This window comes from Paracoccus sp. J55 (genome assembly GCF_000513975.1).
Classification (GTDB): Bacteria; Pseudomonadota; Alphaproteobacteria; order Rhodobacterales; family Rhodobacteraceae; genus Paracoccus.
Genome location: NZ_AZVA01000020.1, coordinates 19,832 through 35,485, shown reverse-complemented (window position 1 = coordinate 35,485; position 15,654 = coordinate 19,832). Strand labels below are relative to the sequence as shown.

13 protein-coding genes are annotated in these 15,654 nt (G+C 69.6%); 2 read left to right on the top strand and 11 right to left on the bottom strand.

Features of this window, described 5'->3' with window-relative positions:
• The first annotated feature begins 4 nt into the window (after nucleotides 1-4).
• The gene (locus PARJ55_RS24330) at nucleotides 5-1,597 is read left to right on the top strand and encodes a hypothetical protein (protein WP_028713799.1); all 1,593 of its coding nucleotides are present in this window, start codon (nucleotides 5-7) and stop codon (nucleotides 1,595-1,597) included.
• The gene (locus PARJ55_RS24325; RefSeq protein WP_036697631.1) at nucleotides 1,594-1,986 is read left to right on the top strand and encodes a GtrA family protein; all 393 of its coding nucleotides are present in this window, start codon (nucleotides 1,594-1,596) and stop codon (nucleotides 1,984-1,986) included. The genes PARJ55_RS24330 and PARJ55_RS24325 overlap by 4 nt, the downstream gene beginning before the upstream one ends.
• A 23-nt stretch (nucleotides 1,987-2,009) precedes the next feature.
• Here the strand turns inward: PARJ55_RS24325 and PARJ55_RS0115110 are convergent, their stop codons facing one another.
• The 11 genes from PARJ55_RS0115110 to PARJ55_RS0115055 form a co-directional block, all read right to left on the bottom strand.
• Complete coding sequence (locus PARJ55_RS0115110; protein WP_028713798.1) at nucleotides 2,010-3,254, bottom strand: hypothetical protein; 1,245 nt, start codon at nucleotides 3,252-3,254, stop codon at nucleotides 2,010-2,012.
• A complete protein-coding gene (locus PARJ55_RS0115105) occupies nucleotides 3,251-4,810 on the bottom strand; it encodes a hypothetical protein (protein WP_028713797.1) in 1,560 nt (519 codons plus the stop codon). The genes PARJ55_RS0115110 and PARJ55_RS0115105 overlap by 4 nt, the downstream gene beginning before the upstream one ends.
• A 175-nt stretch (nucleotides 4,811-4,985) precedes the next feature.
• Nucleotides 4,986-5,846 (bottom strand): proline/glycine betaine ABC transporter permease, encoded by an 861-nt coding sequence (locus PARJ55_RS0115100; RefSeq protein WP_028713796.1) that lies wholly within the window; start codon nucleotides 5,844-5,846, stop codon nucleotides 4,986-4,988.
• Nucleotides 5,843-6,691 carry a proline/glycine betaine ABC transporter permease gene (locus PARJ55_RS0115095; protein WP_028713795.1) on the bottom strand — a complete coding sequence of 283 codons (849 nt, stop codon included), beginning with the start codon at nucleotides 6,689-6,691 and terminating at the stop codon, nucleotides 5,843-5,845. The genes PARJ55_RS0115100 and PARJ55_RS0115095 overlap by 4 nt, the downstream gene beginning before the upstream one ends.
• A gap of 11 nt (nucleotides 6,692-6,702) precedes the next feature.
• Nucleotides 6,703-7,776: a glycine betaine/L-proline ABC transporter ATP-binding protein gene (locus tag PARJ55_RS0115090; protein WP_198019368.1), complete on the bottom strand. Its 1,074-nt coding sequence runs from the start codon at nucleotides 7,774-7,776 to the stop codon at nucleotides 6,703-6,705.
• 70 nt (nucleotides 7,777-7,846) lie between these two features.
• Nucleotides 7,847-8,698 (bottom strand): glycine betaine ABC transporter substrate-binding protein, encoded by an 852-nt coding sequence (locus PARJ55_RS0115085; RefSeq protein ID WP_028713793.1) that lies wholly within the window; start codon nucleotides 8,696-8,698, stop codon nucleotides 7,847-7,849.
• Between the two features lie 308 nt (nucleotides 8,699-9,006).
• Entirely contained in the window at nucleotides 9,007-9,954 is a 948-nt protein-coding gene (locus tag PARJ55_RS0115080; RefSeq protein WP_036697633.1) for a LysR substrate-binding domain-containing protein, read from the bottom strand.
• 29 nt (nucleotides 9,955-9,983) lie between these two features.
• Nucleotides 9,984-11,330 (bottom strand): FAD-binding oxidoreductase, encoded by a 1,347-nt coding sequence (locus PARJ55_RS0115075; protein WP_028713791.1) that lies wholly within the window; start codon nucleotides 11,328-11,330, stop codon nucleotides 9,984-9,986.
• Nucleotide 11,331: 1 nt separating this feature from the next.
• Nucleotides 11,332-12,837: an aldehyde dehydrogenase gene (locus PARJ55_RS0115070; protein WP_028713790.1), complete on the bottom strand. Its 1,506-nt coding sequence runs from the start codon at nucleotides 12,835-12,837 to the stop codon at nucleotides 11,332-11,334.
• Between the two features lies 1 nt (nucleotide 12,838).
• The gene (locus tag PARJ55_RS0115065) at nucleotides 12,839-13,756 is read right to left on the bottom strand and encodes a dihydrodipicolinate synthase family protein (RefSeq protein WP_084637874.1); all 918 of its coding nucleotides are present in this window, start codon (nucleotides 13,754-13,756) and stop codon (nucleotides 12,839-12,841) included.
• Nucleotides 13,757-14,158: 402 nt separating this feature from the next.
• Nucleotides 14,159-15,505: an esterase-like activity of phytase family protein gene (locus PARJ55_RS0115055; protein WP_028713788.1), complete on the bottom strand. Its 1,347-nt coding sequence runs from the start codon at nucleotides 15,503-15,505 to the stop codon at nucleotides 14,159-14,161.
• Between the last annotated feature and the right edge of the window lie 149 nt (nucleotides 15,506-15,654).

The following is a 15,654-nucleotide window of genomic DNA, read 5'->3' as shown; positions in this document are numbered from 1 at the left end:
CCCGATGTCCGTGCCTTTCCCCGCATATGCTGCCACGACCGGCGGGCCGGCGCTTTTGCGGCGCGGGCTGGTGCTGCTGTGGCTGGTCTCGGCCCCTGTGCTGTGCCTGCTCTACCTGAAGATCGAGCCCTCGCCGGATCAGGCGCAGTTCGACTACATGGCCTGGATGGCCACGCAGGGCCACCCGTTCTATGCGGGCAGCTTCGACATGAACTGGCCGGGCGGCATGCTGCTGCACCTGGCCGCGGTGCGGCTGTTCGGTCCCGCCCCCTGGGCCTGGCACCTGGCGGATTTCCTGCTGGTGCAGGCGGCGGCCATTGCGGCGGCGCTGTTCCTGAAACGGGCGGGCTTCCGGCTGGCGCCGGCAGTCGTCCTGCTGCTCTATCCGCCGATCTATGTGACGGCCGGCGGCTGGATGGCCGGCCAGCGCGACATCGTGGCGATGGGCCTTTTGGTCATGGCCTGCTGCGCCATGCTCGCGCCCCCGCCGGCCGAGCGGCGCGCCCTGTTCTGCGCCGGCATGCTGGTCGCCTGCGCGGTGCTGATCCGGCCCACCTATCTGTCGGTGCTGGCGGGCCTGCTGATCCTGGAAGGATTGCCGCGCGCCTGGCTTGGCCAGCCCCGCCGCCACGGGCCGGCGGCCCGCATGGCCGCGATCCTGGCCGGTTTCGGGCTGGTGGTGCTGGCGGTCCTGGCCTGGGCGCTGGCTATGGGGAACCTGGACGACTGGTATCAGCAATCGGTGCTGTTCACCGCGCAGGTCTATGTGGCCGAGCCGCCGATGGACATGGTGCAGACCCTGGTCGTGCTGTTCACCCGCTGGTGGCACTGGCTGACGCTGTGCGCCGGGATCGGCCTGCTGCTGTGGGTGCTGCGGGATCGCGGTCTGCGCTATCCGCTCTGGCTGCTGCTAGGCCTTGCGGCGGCGATCCTGCTGTCCTACGCGGCGCAGCGCAAGGGCTTCGGCTATCACATCGCGGGCTTCCTGCCGCTGCTGGTGATGCTTGGCGCGGTGGCGCTGGACCAGACCGCCGAACGCTGGCGCGGGGCGGCGGATCCCCTGCGGCAAAGGGCCTTCGGCGCCGCGCTGCTGGCGATGGCCGCCCTGGCGGTCGCCGGCACCGGCGCCAAGCTGGCCAGCGATGCCTGGCTGCTGAAGGATGTCCGGGCCAACGGCATCGTGCCGGTGACGGGGAATTACGACATCCCCGCCGACGATCAGGCCCGGCTGGTCGAGATGATCCGCAGCCAGACCGGCCCCGAGGACCGGATGGTGCTGTATGGCACCGCCTACCAGATCCCCTATCTGGCGCAGCGCCTGCCCGCCTATCGCTTCATCACCCCGGCGATCGAGCTGATGGCGCCGGATTTCGTGCTTTACGATGCCTGGCTGGAGGAGGTCCGGGCCGGCCTCGACCGGCACCGGCCGCGCTTCGTCCTGATCGTCGGGGCGCCCTTCCAGCAGAGCCCGGCCGGACTGCGGCCCCGCGAGGCGGACCAGCCGGTGCTGGCCACCCTCCTGTCCCATATGGGCGACGATTACGCGGTGGCCATGCAGGGCGAATTCGGCACGCTGTTCAGGAGAGCGGCGGATTGAGCCGGGGCCGGACCGATCTGCGGCAGGTCCTGCGCTTCGTGCTGGTCGGGGCCTCGTCGACCGGGCTCTACTTCCTGCTGCTCTGGCTGTTCCGGGACCGGGTGGAAAGCATCATCCTGCTGACCTCGTTCTGCTATGCGGTCAGCATGGTCTACAATTACGCGCTGCAAAGCTGGCTGACCTTCCGGGCCGGGCCGCCGAACCTGCGCAGCATGCTGCGCTTCCTGGCGATGCACCTGACCGCGATGGCGCTGAACTCGCTCATGATGGCGGCGCTGGTCGACGGGCTGGGGGCCCCTCTGTTTCCGGCGCAGATCCTGGTGACGGCGATCATCTCGGCGATGATCTTCCTGGTCTCCAAGCACTGGGTCTATCGCCGGGCCGGCTAGGGGATGGCGGCCCGGCGGCCCCTTCAGTTCAGCATCACCATGGCCAGAAACGGCCCGGTCTCGAACAGCATGTCCGAGAAGCGCCGGAAATTCTCGGGGCTGACCGGCGGCGCCTCCGAGAAATAGTCGGCCAGCGCCCAGCCCTGGATCACCCCGTCGACCGGCAGCGGCGCCGGGTTGTCCAGCCAGGCGGCCAGATCGATGCCCAGCGGCCCGCGCCAGAACGGGACGGTCCTGTCGCCCGCCAGCAGCGCCTCGCCATCGGCCAGAACCGCCTGCCAGGCGATGCCGGTGCCGGGCGGAAAGGCGATGCCGGTGGCCGAGACCTGCCGGTCGTTCGGAATCCATTCGCCGGCATTGTCGGTTTCCTGCCCGACCAGCGTCCAGAAGCGCCGGTTCTCGGCGATGGTCTGCCGCCAATGCGCGCGGGCGGCGCGGGTGCGCCCGGCGTCGGGCTGATGGCGAAGCATATCGATGGCGATGGCCAGCGGGTCGATGGCATCGTCCATCATCGGCGGCAGCACGCCTTCGCCGCCCGCGCGGCGGCTTTCGTCGATCCGCGCCCGCGTGGCAAAGACCTTTTGCAGGCTGGGCGTCGGGTCGAAGGCCAGCAGCAGCTCGGCCCCGCCCGAGACCAGATGCGTATAGGCCGCAAGCCAGGCGGCATCGGCGCGGTCGAAGCGGATCACCGGCAGCGCGGGCGGCACCGGCTTGCCCGTGTCGGGATCCAGGGCGGGACTGCCGGACCAGACGACGCCCTCCAGCAGCTCGGCCGCCCCCTCGCCCGGCGCGCGCCGGCCGTCCCCGTCGAGGTCGAACCACAGATCGCCCAGCGAGATCGCCAGCCCGAAATCCTCGCCCCCGGCCAATCCCTCCAGCGCGGCGCGGCTGCGCGCCATGGCGGCCAGCGTGGCTTCGGTCTGCTCGGCCAGCGCCTCGGGCGGCATCGGCTGCGGCGTGACGGTCTGCGGCAATTCGGTGGAAAAGCCGAAGAGCGCGGCGCCGAAAGGGGTGATGCCATGGCGCACCCGCCAGCGCCAGGCGGACTCGACCGCGCCGAGGAACTCCAGCCCGGCGATGGCGAAACGTTCTTCGGGGGTGGGCGCGGGCAGCGCCTGCAACCGCGCCAGCACAGGCGCGATACCCTTTTCCGCGATGTCCCGCGACAGGGCCGAGGGCTCGACGGGTTGCGGCTGGGCCTGCTGCGGCTGGGCCTGCGCCGGCAGCGCGGTCAGGGCCAGGATCAGCGGAAAGGCCAGCCCTCTCATGGCCGGCCCCCGGACAGGCGGCGCGCCAGATCCTGCCGGGTCCAGTCCGCCAGCGCCAGATCCGCAGCCTGATCGCGCGCCTCGATCCAGGCCGGATCGGCGCCGAAACGTGCGTCGAGCCGCGCCATCAGCGCCCGCGCCGGACCGTCGCCCGCCGCCGCGGCCGAGGCGGCAAGCCGCCAGGCCAGCGCATAGCTGCGCGGCACGCCATCGCCCTGCTCATGCGCCAGCGCCGCATCGCGCAGCGCCACGGCCGAGGCGAAAGCGTCGCCGGGCGGCTCGGTCCCGGCGGGGTCCTGCGCCGCCAGCAGATCCGCCGTTGCCAGCAGCGCCTCGATTCGGTCCAGCGCCGCCGCCGCGCCTTCCGCCCCCTGCGCCGCGGCCCGGAGCGCATGGCCATAGGCGGCGGCCGGATCGCCCTCTGCCGTCAGCCGCGCCAGCGTCAGCGCCACCTCGGCATCCTCCTGCAGCGGCGTCAGCAGCGTGATGGCGCGGCGGGCGCTCTGCGGCACCCCGCGCCCCTCGGCCAGCGCCAGACCCAGCGCGCGGTCGTCCTGCCCCGCCTGGGGATCGGCGATCAGCGCCACGGGGGGCGTGGGCGGCGCGTTGGAAAAGCGCGGCCGGAACAGCGCCGCCGCGTCCTCGGGACCGGTCCAGAGCGTGCTGTCGAAGGCCACGGGCTCGGCCGGGCGCAGCTCGGCGGTGACGCGGCCCGGCTCGGCCAGGAAGGCCCGCAAGGCACGGACCAGCCCCTGCTGCGTCTCGTGCAGGGCGCTGCCCGGCTCGGCGGTCAGCAGCGCCTGCAGCGCCTCGGGGCTGCTCGCCTCGGGCGGCAGCAGCGGCTTCAGCCGTTCCCAGACCCCGAGGTTCTCGGCCGACAGATGTGCCGCCCGCAGCGTGCCGCGCAGACCGATCCGCGGCGCCTCGTCCGCGGGCAAGTCGTCGGGCGCCGCCTCGGCGTCCGGAGGGGTGCCGCCCGCGCCCCTTTCCGCCAGTTTCGCGAAGAAGTCCGGTGAAAACAGGGAAATATAGTCGAAATCTGCACTGCTTTCGAGCCGGGCGATGCCGGGGCTGATCGCCTCGATATCGGCCAGCAGCGCGCCGCTGCCCGCCGATTGGTGCAGATCGACCGACAGGGTGGATAGGGGGATGCTGTCGCCGCCCGTCACCACGCCGATCATCACCGCATTCGGGCCGAAGCAATTGTTGGCGATGCGCAGGTCAGAGGCGTCGAAGCGCAGCCGCGACGTCTCCTCGGTCCAGAGGCTGAGCCCCGAGACCTGCAGCCGGCCCAGCGAAATGCGGCAGTTCTCGTGCCTGCCCAGCCCGGCGACCTGCAGGTCGCGCAGCACAAGCCCGCCGCGCGCCGCGTCGATCTCCAGCCCGCCATAGCGAATATCGGCCAGCATCCTGCCATAGGACAGCGCGCCGCGCACCAGCCCCGCGGCGATATTGGCCGGCGAGAAGATGCTGCCGGGCGCGGGCTCGGCGATGGCGCCGGCGGCCAGCAGCGAGATCGCGGTGCCGGCGGCAAGGCAGCGGGCGAAGGGGCTCATCGGCTTTCTCCTCTTGCAGCTTCGGCCAAAGGGGAAAGCATCGGCGCGGAAGTTGCAAGCCCGCGCGGCACGTCGCATCCGAGCTTGCCGGGGACCGCGCTCGGCCGCCATGCGGACCGGCCTTTGGCCGACCCGCCGCAAGGCGGTGGATCGGCGGGCCGCGGAACGCGCGCGTTCAGCCGGCGGCGCCGGGGCGGCGCCAGCGCCGGCCCTGCTGCAGCGCGCCCCTTGACAGCCGGTCCATGAGCAGCGCCACCGCGACGATGGCGAGGCCGGCGCGCAGGCCGAGGCCCATCTCCATCCGCGTCAGGCCGCGCGTCACCTCGGCGCCCAGGCCGCCGGCGCCGACCAGGCCCGCCAGCACCACCATGGCCAGCGACAGCAGGATGCACTGGTTCAGCCCGACCAGCAGCGTGGGCGTCGCGGCCGGGAACTCGATCTTCCACAGGATGGTGCCGGGCTTCGCGCCGATGGCCTCGCCCAGTTCCTTCAGGTCCTTGGGCACGCCGCGAAAGGCCAGCGTCGTCAGGCGCAGCATCGGCGGGATGCCGTAGACGATGGTGGCGATGATCGCCGGCACCCGGCCAAGGCTGAAGATCATCACCGCCGGGATCAGGTAGACCCAGGGCGGCACGGTCTGCATGATGTCCAGCACCGGGCGCAGCGCCGCCTCGATGGCGGGGCGGCGCGCGGCCAGGATGCCCAGCGGAAAGGCGATGGCGACCGAGATCGCCACCGCGACCGCCACCAGCGCGATGGTCTGCATCGAGCCGGTCCACAGCCCGGTCAGCCAGCAAAAGCCCAGGCAGCAGCCGGCCAGGATCGCGGCGCGCAGGTTGATGGCCAGGAAGGCCGCCACCGCGACCACCGCGATCAGCGCCCAGGGCGGCAAGGCCAGCAGCGCGCCCTCGAAGGCGCCCAGCACCGCTTCGATCACGCGGGTAACCAGGGCGAAGAACGGGTGGAAATTGGCGTTCAGCCAGTCGATGGCGGGCGCGAGGAAGGCGCCGGGGGAAAATGCGGTCGGCAGGGTCACTTCCGTGCTCCTTTGCGGGGCCGGGCGGCGCCCTGGGTCAGGCGGTCCAGCATCATGGTCAGGATGACGATGGCGATCGAGGCGTCGATCGAGGTGGCGATGTCCAGCGTGCGGATGGCGCCGTAGATCGTTTCGCCCAGCCCGCCCGAGCCGACGATGCCGGCGATCACCACCATGCCGAAGGCCATCATCAGGCTCTGGTTGATGCCGGCCATGATCGAGGGCACGGCGAAGGGCAGCCGGATCTTGAAGAACATCTGCGCCGGCGTCACGCCGGTGGCACGGCCCAGCTCGATGAATTCGTGCGGCGTCTGGCGGATGCCGAGGCTGGTCAGGCGGATCGCCGGCGGCATCGCCACGATCACCGTCGCGACCAGCGCCGTCGCCGGCCCGTAGCCCAGAAGCGCGATGGAGGGCAGCAGGTAGATATAGGGCGGCAGGGTCTGGATCAGGTCCAGCACCGGGGTCAGCGCCCGGTCGAGCCGCGGCATAAGCCCGGCCAGCACCCCCAAGGGCAGGCTGACCGCCAGCGCGATGATGCTGGCGGCGATGACCAGCGCCAGCGTGCTCATCGTCTCGGGCCACAGCCCCATGGCGGCGCAGGCCAGCAGCGCCACGGCGATGCCCAGACCGAAGCCCCGGCCGACGACGCGCCAGCCGAGGAGCCCCGCAGCCAGCGCCACGACGTAGAAGGGCGGCAGTTCCAGCAGCCACAGCGCGCCGTCGTAAAGCCCCTCGAGCACCACGCGGAAGAAGTCGAAGAGGAAGGCGGCGTGATCGCCAAGCCAGAACAGCGCGTTGTCGACCATCTCGTCGAAACGGGCGATGAGGGCGGAGATCTCCATCGGCCCGCCCCTCAGGCCGCCGCGGCGGGGGCGGCGTCGGCATCGCCGCGCACGCCCAGCAGCAGGTTGCGGATGGTGACGATGCCGACCAGCTTGCCGGCGTCCTCGACGGCGATGGCATCGCTGCCGGTCTCGGTGATCTGGCCGATCAGCGCGTCGATATCGGCCTCGGGCGAGCAGCGCGGCAGGCCGTCGACACTGCCCTGCCATTGTTCGGCCGGGATCATCACCGAATGCGCCTTGATCAGGTGCAGCCGCGAGATGCCGGCGACGAAATCCGCGACATACTGGTCGGCGGGATTCATCACGATCTCCTCGGCTGTGCCGGTCTGGATGATGACGCCGTCCTTCATGATGGCGATGCGGTCGCCGATGCGGATCGCCTCGTCGAGGTCGTGGGTGATGAAGACGGCGGACTTGCCCAGATCCTTGGTCAGCTGGCGGAACTCGTCCTGCAATTGCCGGCGGATCAGCGGGTCGAGCGCGGAAAACGGCTCGTCCATCAGGATGATCTCGGGGTCCGAGGTCAGCGCGCGGGCCAGGCCGACGCGCTGCTGCATGCCGCCCGACAGTTCCGACGGATAGCGCGCGGTCCAGTCCGACAGGCCGACCTTGGCCAGCGCGGCTTCGGCGGCGCGGTTGCGTTCGTCGCGGGGCACGCCCTGCACCTCCAGCCCGAAGGCGGCATTCTCCAGCACGGTGCGCTGCGGCAGCAGGGCGACCGACTGGAAGACCATGCCGATATGGCGGGCCCGCATCTGGCGTAGGGCGGCGGCGTCCAGCGTGGCGATGTCCTGGCCCTTGACCAGGACCTTGCCCAGGCTCGGCTCGATCAGCCGATTAAGCAGCCGGATCAGCGTCGACTTGCCCGAGCCGGACAGGCCCATGATGCAGAAGATCTCGCCGCGCCGCACCTGCAGCGTTGCGTCCGAAACGCCCACCACGCAGTTGTATTCCTGCAGGATCTCTGTCTTGGTCAGGCCGCGTTCGGTGATCGCGCGGATCGCCTCGGCATTGCGGTCCCCGAAGACCTTCCACACCGACCGGCAGTCGATCAGAACGTCGCTGGTGTCTGCTTGCGTCATTTCCATTTCCCTGTGCGCCTTCTCTCGTGCCATGCGGACGGCCCGCGGCCGGGCCGCCCGTGCGGTGGGCTCAGTAGGACTTGATGGTTTCCCAGCGGCTCAGCCGGTCGCCATGCTCGCTGATCCAGCCGGCGATCGCCTCGTCCATGCTCTGGCCGTCGTTCACGGCGGCGTTGATCTGGGCGACTTCCTCGATCGGCACATAGACGCTGGCGATGACCTCGCGCGCCTCGGGATTGGCTTCGGCGAAGCCCTTCTGCGCGATCCAGTAATAGGTTTGCGGCGGCGCGAAGATGCCCTTCGGATCGGCCAGGAACTTGGTGTCGAACTTCAGCGCCATCCAGGTCGGCTCCCACAGGGTGACGGCGATCCAGTCCTGGCGGTCCACGGCGGATTTCAGCGCCGCGGTCATGCCGGCGGTCGAGCCCTCGACCAGCTGCAGCTTCAGGTCATAGGCCGAAACCGCATCGGCCGTCTCGCGCATCAGGCCGGCGCCCGGCTCGATGCCGATGATCTTGCCGCCGAACTTGTCGGCATTCTCGTTCAGCTCCTCGACCGAGTCGATGGGCACGTATTTCGGCACCGCGATGCCCTGATACAGCCCGTGCGAGACCGGCGACAGCTTTTCCAGCCGGTTCAGGTTGCGCTTCCAGTAGTCGTGGGCGACGTAATCGACCTGCGAGGCCAGGATCTGCACGTCGCCCTTGGCCAGCGCCGCATAGGCGATGCCCCATTCCGAGAATTCGGTCAGCTCGACGGTGAAGCCCTTGTCCTCCAGCACCTTCTTGGTGATGCCCGAGATCGGGGCCAGGTCCTCCCAGGCCATGGTGCCCATCTTGATCACCTTGTCCTGCGCCAGCACCGGCGAGGCAAGCCCCAGCGCCACGGCACCGGCAAGGACGGCTTTGAAAATTCTGCGCATCTATTCCTCCACTGATCGGGTTGGTTCGCCGGCCCTGCCATCGGACAGGGGCCGTCATTCGCCGCGCAGCCTGTCGCGGCGGGACTTGCCCGGATCTCTCCGTTACGGGGCCGGGCGGCGTTTGCCGGGGATCGTCGGCCGTTTCCTCCTGGGCGTCCTCCACGCCCGGAATGGGGGGATTTATCCCCCAGGGCCGCTGCGCAGGCAAACGAGATTTTCCTGCAGTGGGGCATTAGAAAATCTCCGGCAGGCGCCGGAACGCATCAGCCGGGCTGCGGCCGGGCTGCCATCGCCGAAGACCGCCGCCGTCAGCCCTGCGCCTGCGCCCGCGTCGCCGCCAGCAGATGCTCGACAAAGGCCGCGACACCGGGACGCTTCAGGGATTTCTTCTTGCAGTTCAGGAAATTGCCGCGCCCGGCGGTGATCGGCGCGGGATGGGCGAAGACCATCCGCCCCTCGGCGATCGGCGCGCGGACCATATGGTGCCAGCCCAGCATCACCCCCTCGCCCCGCAGCGCGGCGTTCATCAGCAGGCTGACCTTGTTCGTGGACAGGCTCGACGGCGCCTTGGCCCATTCGGCGCCCTGCGCGCGGAACCATTCCGCCCAGCCCAGCGGCTGCCAGCCGATGGCGTCCGCGCTCCAATGCCGGTCGTGCAGGTGCAGAAGGTTCACCCGGTTGAATGCGTCGGCAGTGTCGAAGGGGCCGTGCTCGGCCAGGAAACCGGGCGAGCAGACCGGCTGCGCGATCTCCTGGAACAGGAAATGCAGCTCCTCGCCGACCTCGCAGCGTTCGTTGCCGCAGAGGATGGCGATGTCCACCTCGGAATAGTTGCGCAGCGTGTCGTCGGCATCCGAGGCCAGCACCACGAAGCCGATATCCGGATGCTGGCTGCGGAAGCTGTCGATCAGCGGCTGCAGCCAGAACAGCGACATGCCGTCGGTGGCCGAGACGGTCACGGTCTGCGGCCCCTCGTCCCCCGCCAGAACCGCGACCGCGGCGCTGATCGTGTCCAGCCCCGCCGTCACGGCATGGAACAGGCCCGCGCCTTCGGGGGTCAGTTCCAGCGCGTTGTGCTTGCGGATGAACAGCGGCACCTCCAGCGCGCGCTCCAGCAGGCGGATCTGCTGGCTGACCGCGCCCTGGGTCACGTTCAGTTCCTTCGCCGCCAGGGTGAAGCTCAGATGCTTGGCCGCGACCTCGAAAGTGGCAAAGGCCCCCAGCGAGGGCAGGTAACGGCGCTTGATCGGCGGCATGGCGGCGATGCTTCCCCTTGGACAGGGCATCATTCTAGCCGCGATTGCCACTCTTTCCAGCGCATATAGGCATTGGCGCCGATGGTGTCGAAAGGATGCGGCGGCAGGCGGCCCGGCTCGGCCTCGGCGGTGAAGAACTCGGTGATCATGCTCGACCGCCCGCACAGCATCTCGGCCGCGCCGATGCCGGTCAGGGTGCTGCGGGTGGTGCCCAGCCCGTTGTCCACGCAGGCCGCGAACAGGCCCGGCTCCAGCTCGCGCATGACCGAAACGCCGTTCTTCGACAGGCACAGATGCCCCGACCAGCAATATTCGAAGCGCAGCCCCTTCAGCATCGGGAAGCGCGCGTCGAATTTCCGCCGCATCTGCCGGACCAGCCGGTCGAGGTCGGCGGCGCTGGTGCGCATCTGCGGCCGGTAATATCCGCCCTGGCGGATGACGATGCGGTTGCCGCCCTGCGCCGGGCCGATCCGGCGCACCGTGGTGCCCATCGGGTCCGAGGGGGTGGCGCCCCAGCATTCCTGGCCGCCAAGCGCGCGGATCGCCTCGAGCGACAGCTCCTCGGTCATGCAGGCGTTCAGCATGATGTGCATCAGCCGGCCGCGCTTGAAGCCGAAGCTTTCCAGATGGCCGTTATTGGCCATGATGACCCGTTGCGCCCGGACCTCGCCCTGCGCCGTCGCCAGCCGCCAGCCCTGCGGCGCGGTCTCGATGGTCAGCACCGGCGCGTTTTCATGGATGCGCACGCCGCCGCGCTCCAGCCCGGCGGCAAGGCCCTGCACATAGCCCGCCGGCTGGATCATCGCCGTGCCGGGGGTATAGAGCCCGCCCTTGTAATAGCCGGTGCCGGTGATTTCGCGCATGGCGCGGGCGTCCAGCATCTCATGCGCCTCGCCCAGGTCGCGCAGGTGCCTGGCATAGCTTTCGTTCGCGGCCAGCCCGGCGGCCGAGGCGGCGGCGTTGATCTTGCCGCTGCGCTGGAACCAGCCCTCGGGGATGGCGTATTCCGCCACCGCCTGCGCCGCGAAATCGATGGCATGGCGGTTCAGCCGCGTCAGCTGCCGGTCGTGGCTGTCGCCCGAGCCGGCATAATCCGACGAGGTCAGCTCATGCGGCAGGTCGATCATGAAGCCGGAATTGCGCCCGGTGCCGCCTTCGGAAATCCGCGCGGCGTCCAGGATCAGGACATCCAGGCCGGGGTCGATCTGGTGCAGGCGCCGGGCGGCCGAGAGCCCGGCGAAGCCGCCGCCGACGATGGCGACGTCGCAGCCCGTGCTGCCTTCCAGCCGCGCGCGGGGCGCGACCGGGGGCAGGATGACGCTCCACCCGGCCGGGCCGTTGAAGACCGGGGTGCGGACGGCCTGATGCCGGGCCATGTCAGTCGAGCGCCGTATCAGCGTTGTCGGTCAGGTCCAGCCAGATGGTCTTGAGCTGGGTATACTGGTCATGGGCGTGGACGCTGTTGTCGCGCCCGCCGAAGCCCGATTGCTTGTAGCCGCCGAAGGGGGTGGTCACGTCGCCCTCGCCGAAGCTGTTCACCGTCACCGTGCCGGCCCGCAGCATCCGCGCGCCGCGCAAGGCCCGCTTGCCGTTGGCCGAGAAGATCGAGGCGGCGAGCCCGTATTCGGTGTCGTTGGCCACCGCGATGGCTTCCTCGAAACTGTCCACGACCACCACCGTCAGGATCGGGCCGAAGATCTCCTCGACCGCCAGTTTGGAATCGCGCGCGGTCTCGACAATGGTCGGCTCGATGAAGCCGGGGCTGACGACATTGCCGCCGACCAGCACGTTTTCCGATTTCGCCGCATCCAGATAGCTGCTGACCTTGTCGAAATGCGCCTTCGAGACAAGCGGGCCGACGCGGTTCGCCGGGTCCAGCGGATCGCCGACCAGCCAGCCGGCCGCCTCGGCCCGGACCTTCTCCAGCAGCCGGTCCTTGATGCCGCGCTGCACGATCAGCCGCGAGCCGGCCGAGCAGTTCTGCCCCATGTTCCAGAACGCGCCGTTGACGACATGGCCCGCCACCGCGTCCAGGTCCTCGGCATCGTCCAGCACCACGCAGGGGTTCTTGCCGCCCAGTTCCAGCACCACCTCCTTGAGGTTGCTGTCGGCGGAATAGTTCAGGAAGCGCCGCCCGGTGGCGGTCGAGCCGGTGAAGCTGACCATGTCCACGTCCGGGTGCCGGCCCAGCGGCTCGCCCACTTCGCGGCCCGAGCCGGTGACGATGTTCAGCACCCCCGCCGGCAGCCCGGCCTCGGCGGCCAGTTCGGCGACGCGCAGCGCGGTCAGCGTCGTCTCGCCCGCGGGCTTCATCACCACCGAGCAGCCGGCGGCCAGCGCCGGGCCGATCTTCCAGGCCAGCATCAAGAGCGGGAAGTTCCAGGGCAGCACCAGGCCCACGACGCCCACCGGCTCGCGCACCACCATGGCGATATGGTTGTCGGATGCGGGCGAGACCTGGTCGTAGATCTTGTCGATCAGCTCGGCATGCCACTTGATGACATGGATCGTTTCCGGCACGTCGACGGTTTCGCAGTCGAAGATGGTTTTGCCGGCGTCGAGGCTTTCCTGCACGGCGAGTTCGCGGGCATTCTCCTCCATCAGCGCGGCGAGGCGCAAAAGCGTCTCCTTGCGCTCGCCGGGATGCAGTCGCGACCAGCGCCCGTCCTCGAAGGCGGCGCGGGCGGCTGCGACGGCCAGGTCCACGTCCTGCGCGTCGCAGGCGGCGATCTCGGCCAGCGCCTCACCGGTTGCGGGGTTGGTGGTGGTGAAGGTCTTGCCCGAAATCGCCGGACGGAATTCCCCGTCGATGAAGGCCAGCTTCGGGAAGGTGAGGCCGGCAGCGATGGACTTGTATTCCCCGGTGGTCAGCAGATCGCTCATCTCATTTCCCCTCGACAATGGCCTGGACGGCGGTTTTCAGCGTGGCGATGACGGCTTCCAGCTCGGCCTTCTCCTCGGCGTTCAGGCCCTGCAGCGGCGGGCGCATCGGGCCGGCGCGCAGGCCCGAGACCTCGACCCCATGCTTGACGCATTGGATGAACTTGCCGCCCTGCTCCAGCACCGCCATCAGCGGCATCATCGCCGACATGATCTTGCGGCCCTTGGCGAAGTCGCCGCGCACGGCGCAGGCTTCGTAAAGCGCGACATGCTCCTCGGGCAGGAAGTTCGAGCCGGCGCAGATCCAGCTGCGCGCGCCCCAGGCAAAGAATTCCAGCGCCTGGTCGTCCATGCCGCAAGACATCTGGATCTGCGGATAGTCGCAGGCCAGCGTGTGGATGCGGTTCACATCGCCCGAGCTTTCCTTGATGCCGATGACGTTCTTCGACTGGCTGACGATGTCCAGGAACTCGCGCCCCATGCTGACGCCCATGCGGCCGGGATAGTTGTAAAGGATCACCGGCAGGTCGGCGGCGCGGTCGATCTCCAGCGCGTTGGCGGCGTTCTCGGCCTCGGTCGGCACCGAATAGGGCGGGGTGCCCAGCAGGATCGCATCGGCGCCCATCTCGCGCGCGCCCGTCGCCAGCGCGACGCTGTCGGGGGTGCGCATGGCGCCGGTGCCGACGATGACCGGCAGCCGGCCATCGGCGCGCTCGGTGATGAAGCGGGCCAGCGCCAGCCGCTCCTCGACCGTCTCGGCATAGTTCTCGCCGGTCGAGCCGCCCGAGATCAGGCCATGGACGCCCGCCGCCACCAGCCGCTCGACCAGATCGGCAAGCGCGTCGTAGTCGATCGCGCCATCGGCCTGGAACGGGGTGATGACGGGCGTGTAGATGCCTTCCAGAACCATGCGGGGTGTCATTCGCGGCCTCCTCTGCGCGGGAATATCTCTGCCCAGTTGGTAAGGCAGCCACCGGCGGCGCCGCAAAGGAGAATGTTCAGGCCCCGGGCATTAGAAAAACTACGTCAGCCGCGGGGCGGCGCCGCGCTACCTGATCCCCAGCAGCGACAGGATGAACAGCACCACCACCACGAGGCCGACGAGATAGATGATCGAATGCATGGCGACGCTTCCTCCTGATGCCGGCCCGGATCGCCCGGCCGGCATCGGCTGGCGCGCGATCCGCTGGACCCTGTCGCCCCCGAACAGCCGCCGAGCGGCAAGGTTTCCCGGCTTGATCTTGTTTAAGCCGGCAGGAGGCGCATCCGCGCCGGGGTGCGGCCCGGGCCCCCGGCGCCGGCGCGGGCCGCCGCAGGGAGGGGCTTATTGCGCCGCCAGAAGCTCCGGCACCGACAGCAGGATGAATTCGTTATCCGCCGCCTCGCCGATCTGCCGCCCGCCCGAGAAGGGCAGGTTGTTGTCGTTGGCCAGGATGATGTGCTCTGCGTCGACCCGCGCCACGTCCTCGATGGTGAAGAAGGGGAAGCTGAAATTCCCCTCGGCCGGCTTCAGGCCCGGCAGTGCCTTGCCGTCGGGATCGGCGATGTCCAGCAGGTCGACATGGCCGATGCGGCGCAGATAGCCCTCGGCGTCCCGGCTGGCCGTATCGACCAGCACCACCCGCTTGACCCGCGCGGGCAGCGGATAGCAGGCCGAGAGGTCGGCGGCATCCTCGGGGCAGGCGCGGGCCGCGTCGCCCTCGCCATTGTCGCGCTCGACGATCAGGGCGCGGGTCTCGTCGATGAAGTTGAAATCGCCGATGGCCGTGGCGCCCTCGGACAGCCTGAAGCGATAGCTGTCGCCGGTCCAGTCGGCCTTGCCGGTGTCAAAGGTCATCACCCGCAGGAAATCGCCCTCGGGCTGGCCGTCATCGCCCAGAAGCGGCTTTTCCAGCATCGCCCAAAGCAGGCCGGTGCCCGGCTGCAGCGCCATCCCCTCGTAGCCGCCCGACCGCTGGACGCGGAAATCCTTGCCGGACTGCGCCGGCACGGCGATGCCGGGCGTGTCGGGGCCGGCCAGCGCCTCGCCCTCCAGCAGGGTCGGATGCACCGACAGCACCCGCCCGTCCGGCGCCACCCGCAGGAGATAGGGGCCGAACTCGTCGCCGATCCAGAACTCGCCGTCCAGATACTGGATGCTTTCCGGGTCGAAATCGGCGCCGGTCAGATAGCGGCTCTCGGTCGTCTCGTTGGCGATGCGGAACGGCACCTTGCGGTCGGGATCGCGCAGGAACACGGTCTCCCGCCGCTCGACCGTGCCGGCGGCGAAATCCGGCTGCATGCGGTGAAAGAACAGCATGGCGTCGGGGCTGTTGGCCTTGGAGCCGAATCCGTTGTCGGTCAGGGCGAACCAGCTGCCGTCCTCGGCCCGGTTCATCGCGAAGCCCGACATGCCCTGCACCGGCTGGCCCAAGAAGGGCAGCGCGATGCCCGTCTTGTGGTTGCCATAGGTCGGCCCGGTATCGCCCTCGACCGACATGGGCGTGTCGTTGCGCGCCGCCCCGGTGAAGCGGCCCGACAGCCAGAGGTCGCGCGGCGCATCCGCCGGGGGCGGGATCATGCTGAAGGCGGGCAGGACCGCATGGCCGGCCAGCCGGGCCGGGAAGACCTCTTCTGCAAGGGCGGGAGCGGCGGCAATGGTGCAGGCAAGCAGGGCAGGGCCAAGGCGCATGGGAATTCTCCGTCATGGTTGATCCCGCCGCTTTAGGCCGGGCAGATGACGGGAATGCAGCGGGTCGGTGTCAGAACGGTGATACCGCCCTGCCCCGCACTTCCCTGCCCCGTCCGGCGGCTTGCCGGCAGGGGCGCGATATGGCCCCG